General features: G+C 58.1%; 5 protein-coding genes. 2 read left to right on the top strand and 3 right to left on the bottom strand.

Going from position 1 to position 4,982, the window contains the following annotated elements; genetic code table 11:
• The coding region (locus tag WBB95_RS28960) for a LysR substrate-binding domain-containing protein (RefSeq protein ID WP_424490698.1) at window positions 1-845 on the top strand (845 nt) is incomplete at its 5' end.
• A 58-nt stretch (window positions 846-903) separates the two neighbouring features.
• On the opposite strand, the gene WBB95_RS28955 is transcribed toward WBB95_RS28960, so the two are convergent.
• Window positions 904-1,458, bottom strand: coding sequence for a nuclear transport factor 2 family protein (locus WBB95_RS28955; protein ID WP_424490697.1), 555 nt, complete (start codon window positions 1,456-1,458; stop codon window positions 904-906).
• A 24-nt stretch (window positions 1,459-1,482) separates the two neighbouring features.
• Window positions 1,483-3,837: a CocE/NonD family hydrolase gene (locus WBB95_RS28950; RefSeq protein WP_424490696.1), complete on the bottom strand. Its 2,355-nt coding sequence runs from the start codon at window positions 3,835-3,837 to the stop codon at window positions 1,483-1,485.
• A 164-nt stretch (window positions 3,838-4,001) separates the two neighbouring features.
• On the opposite strand from WBB95_RS28950, the gene WBB95_RS28945 reads away from it, so the two are divergent.
• Window positions 4,002-4,646 carry a TetR family transcriptional regulator gene (locus tag WBB95_RS28945; RefSeq protein WP_424490695.1) on the top strand — a complete coding sequence of 215 codons (645 nt, stop codon included), beginning with the start codon at window positions 4,002-4,004 and terminating at the stop codon, window positions 4,644-4,646.
• Window positions 4,647-4,718: 72 nt separating this feature from the next.
• Here WBB95_RS28945 and WBB95_RS28940 read toward each other — a convergent pair.
• Window positions 4,719-4,982: CocE/NonD family hydrolase C-terminal non-catalytic domain-containing protein (locus WBB95_RS28940; RefSeq protein ID WP_424490694.1), on the bottom strand; the 264-nt coding region annotated here is incomplete at its 5' end.

Here is a 4,982-nt window from a genome sequence, read left to right as displayed (position 1 = left end):
TCGAAGAAATGCTCGGCGTGCAGCTGTTTGACCGACTGAAAGGTGTAGAGCCTACCGCTGCGGGCACCTCCTTTTATCAGCACTGTCTGGAGGTGGTGGCGGCCAATTCCAGGGCACTGCGGTCGCTGGATACATTCGAGCAGGGCCTGCCCGGCGAAGTTCGCTTCGGGGTAACACCGACACTGGCGACCTATCAGCTCGCGCCGGCCTATTTGCGTCTGATGTCGCAGAATCCCAATGCCTCAATCGCAGTGATCGACGCCCCGAGTAACATGCTGATCGACATGGTGCGGGCCGGCGAACTCGACTTTGCGATCATCCCATCGATTTCGCAGCCACCGGCGGATCTGTCCACAACAGTATTTGCCGCCACGCCTGCGTTTCTGGTCTCGTCAATCACCCATGACAGTGGCTTCGAGCATGGCGAACTGATTGAGCTCGACGAACTGACCGGGTTTAAGCTGCTGGCCCCTGACAGTCGCGAATATGCTCAGTGGATCGGATCACAACTGGAAGCTCTTTCGGGGCCGGGCCCCTGTTACCAGCTCGATGCGGTGCTGGCCACGCTCGACCTGATCAGGCAGAGCGAGTGGATGGCGATTCTTCCCGGCCTGCTATTCGTTCACGATTTCAGTGTTGAACCTGCAGAGCGGGACTTCAGAATCAACCCCTTTGCCGGTGCCGGCCTGACGCTGGAGCTGCTGTTGGTGCAGCCGACCGGGCCAAAGCCTTCAGCGCTGATGATGGCGGCGATCAGTGCAATCCAACAGGTGACCCAGGAGCACATTCAACTGCTCAGCCGTTTCCGGTTTGGTAACCAGCCGGCCGTTCGCAGGTTGCAATAAGCGCGGGGGTTTTGCGGGGGAGGGTGCAGAGGGGCATTGCCCCTCTGGTGTTCGTCGATCAAGCGTCTGCGAGTGATTTTTGCCCGATCGGGGTGCCCGAATAACCGGCCACCTTGCGCAATACCCGATCGGTGCCGTCACGCGGACTGACGGAAGCGTCTGGATGATCGTCGAACCAGTTTCCCCTTGGATAGCGGTACATCAAATCGACCATGAGACGCCGCTCGGCAATCAGCCAAACACCGTCACGACGTTCAAATCGATCAAAATAGCGCGCCCATAATTTAACCGTATCGCCTTTCCAGTGATGACGCTCTGAAGCGGCGTGGTCAGCCTGCAGGTAGGTTTCAACGAACGCAATCTCGGGGCCATCGAACTCGACCAGGCTATTTCCGAGGAAATGCTGAGTACGGTTAAACCGTGGCATTTCGTCAGTCAGGAACTGAAAGAATCCCTCAGCGCCGCCGACATGAAGGCTTTCTGGAAAGTGGATGTAGGCGTCTTTATGGAAAGCGCCACGCACCAGTGACATGTCAATCCGGTCAAGGCCACGGCAATAGCGCAGCAGGACATCGTGAATTTCGGTGCGCGCTGCAAGTTCTTCGAGCGTCATAGCTATCTCCTGTACTCATTTTTGTTAGAGGTGCAACGGTGCTTTCGCTGGAACAATCGGAAGCTGAATAAAACCCTGGCGATCCGGCCCGCTGTAGACCGTATTTCGCGCGCCGTCGTGGCAGGCGCTGTCATATCCGTGCCGAGGGCCGTGATCGACACCGTCGAAAGGCTGGATATCCACGCGCAGGCGGTAACCCTTGCGGATCAACGCTGTGTTGGGAATGATCTCGATTTCAACCATTACCACTTCATCGCTTTCGAGCGGTGCATGGTCAGCTTTAAGGTGCGTGTGCTTGACCGTGTACTCTGTGGTGCGCGATGCATCCACTTGGCGATGCGACGCCTTCAACCAGCCCTTGGCCAAGGGGTAGTTGGGCACGTTCATGCCCATTGTGGTCGGGCCGGCGTAGTCGACTTCCAGGCCGTTTTCATCGAGTACGCGCAGGCTCACGAAGATATCCATGTCCTCGCTGGTGGAAGACACCCACAGCCGCGCTTTGCCATACCCCGCGAACACCATGTCTTGCGTCACGGGATCACTGATGAACGAAATGCCGGTTTTCCATATTTCCAGTACTGAAGGGGGTTTGACGGGAAGAAAGCACGGCGGGATGCCCGTGCGCAGCGCCAAGGGAATTTGCGCGGAGTAATCGGCCTGCCCGCTGACGACAGGAGGGGTCAACGCCAGACGCAGAAAGTCGTCGCGGTGCTCGTCGCCTTGCCAGTCTGATGGCGTGGCGTCGAAGAACCATTGCGGATAGACCGTTCTTGCGATGGGCCATTCGTGCTCTTCCTGAATATAGGAGGCGCCATTGCCACTTCGAATCTCAAGACGCACCGGAGGGGTGTCCATGATGCCGTTGTCGATGCCTTTCAACCAATGGTCAAAAAACGCCCGATGATCGCCGATGGCGGTTCGCGAATAGGCTTTGGTGAACCAGTCTTCCCAGAAGTCGATCTTCTTCGACGCCGTGTTCGTGGCCAGATAAGCCTCGCTGCTGCCGAGCTGATGGAAATGCGCCATGTGCGTTGTGCAGGCAATGGACCACAGCGGCACGTTCACTTTGCTCATGTCCGGGTTCATCAGAATCGTCGAGCGTGGGCCGAACGCCTTGGCGGAATCCGAGTCCTTGAACGTGGCCTCCTTGAGCATGCCGATAAAGTCGACTGCATTTGGCTCGCCACACACCGCAGCCAGCACGCCGGCCTTGTACCAGTGACTGAAGAACTCCTCGTTGAGGATGCCGCCGGTATAGGCAACCTCCTCGTACAGATCAACATCGGTGCCGATGGCGATCATTGCTTTCAGATGCTGCGGCTCAAGGCTTGCCGCTGCGTGCTGGCTCATCGCGTAGTACGACATACCCCACAGCCCGACATTGCCGTTTGACCAGGGCTGTACTCCCGCCCAGTCAATCGCATCGCGAAAGGCTTCGGCCGTTTCTATGCCGAATGGCGCCAGTGTTCCCGGGTTTTTGCCTGAGCCAGGGCCATCCACACGCACCAGTACATAGTCATGCGGCACCCAATCCACCGAGTTGGCTGTTTCGTGATTCTCAAACACTTGCCCTTCGGCATTGCCGTGAAAATAGCGCTCCTCCATGTCCTCGTGGGCGACAAAATCGGCGTCGTCGGCAATCGAGTGATGGTAGAACGCCCGGCCATAAGGGCCGCAGTTCATGATGACCGGGAAGCGGCCAGGCTTGGCCGGACGGAACACGTCCGCGTACACGTGCAGGCCGTTTTTCAGGGGAATCCTGACGTCCTTGAAACGCAGAATGCCGAGAATGTTTCGCCGGACTTCATTGCGTGCCGTCGCCGCATGGCAGAGCTGGCGCGGTGTGCGATTGGTAAAGACGCCGGCGGCCGAAAGCTCGGCGAACACCGATGCGATCAAAGGGTCCTGTTCAAACTCAAGCACCGGGTTCAGCGCGAGGCCGGCAAAGGAAATATCGTGGCGGAAATTGAGGCGATACTGGCCGATAATTTCGTTTGCTGCCGGGTCAATGCAGATGCCGCTATCCAGATTTCCTTCGCGGTCGAGCGAGCAGAGGAAGCGGGCAATGTTTGTCAGCCCGGCATCGAGCAACTTGTTGATGTTGCCGTCCACGCGGCTGACGATGTCTGCCAGATTGAGGCGGGGTGCGCCGAGTGCGGAACCGATCGGTGTGTTACCCACCAGAAAGGCAACCCGCTCGCCCTTGCGGTAGTGGAATTCACCGTGTTCGTTCGTCAGCCCGCTGAAGGTAGAAGTCTGATATCTGAGGCCGGCAACCGGACCGGAAAACACACCGGTTTGCAACTTGCGGACATTGTGTCCGCTATCGCCAGCAGGCAGCGCCGTGGCGTGAGTAAAAGTCTGCAGGGTATCGCTCATGAAGAGGTCCTCTTGTAGTGCAGATCTTGGTTTTGCGCAGTGCAGCGGCGCGAGTGTAAGTCTGATTTTTGATTAACTCAACACGTGTTGAGTTTTTATGTATAGCATGTATCTCGACATACCGAACACAGAAAAATGACCACGCACAGGGAAATATCGGCGCCATGAAAACCACAGAAGAACCCACCACAGCGGATGCCCGTGAAATCAAAACCGGGCGGCGCCCTGGCTCGGGAAACAGCCGCCAAGCGGTGCTTGAAGCGGCACGCGGGCGTTTCGCCAGCGACGGTTTCGGTGCGACCACGATGCGCCGCGTGGCCGCCGATGCCAGCGTTGACGTGTCTATGGTCATGCAGTTTTTCCGCTCTAAGGACGAGCTATTTGCAGCAGTGATGAATATTCCGGAATCAGCTCTGGAGAAGCTCAGTGCGGTGTTTGCCGGCACCGACGAGCAACTTGGGGAGCGCGTGGTTCGCGCGTTTCTACAAGCGTGGGAGGGCGCGCCCGAGGAGTCCGAGCCGCTGATGGCGATGCTCAGAAATGCGATGGTCAACGAGCAGGCGCGTCATCAACTGCGCGACTACATTGAGTCGCGGTTGATCGCAGGCGCAGGCGAATCGCTTGGGCAAGACGCGCGCCTGCGCGCAGGCCTGGCGTTGTCCATGCTGGTGGGAATAGTGACCGGACGACAAATCATCGGCGTGCCGATTCTTGCCGCTACCGATCGGGAGACGTTGGTGGGGTTGGTCGCCCCGGCGATTCAGCACACGCTGCTGCCACCCCCAAAGTGCGCAAGCGCCACTGGCTGATGGGGGGCATGGTTTTCACCTCATTACGGCAGATGGACTATGCCCACATTCAAGGCTACAACGCTTGACCGGTCAGGGAACGATCGGCAGTTGCAGGAAGCTCGGGTACTCCGGCCCAGTGTAAATGCGGTTCACGGCATCGACGTGATAGCTCTTGTCATAGGCACGAACCGGCACGCCGGCCGGCGCATAAGGCTGGATATCCACCAGCAAACGGCAGCCTTTGCGGATCATCGCGGTACTCGGGTTGAGGCCTATTTCGACCGGTACGATGTCTCCTCGTTGCAGTGGTGCACAGTCTTTCTCAAGGTGAGTGTGCACCGGCCAATATTCGGT

The sequence above is a fragment of the Pseudomonas sp. genome (genome assembly GCF_049645325.1).
In the GTDB taxonomy this organism is placed as follows: domain Bacteria; phylum Pseudomonadota; class Gammaproteobacteria; order Pseudomonadales; family Pseudomonadaceae; genus Aquipseudomonas.
This window is presented reverse-complemented; position numbering and strand designations above follow the sequence as displayed.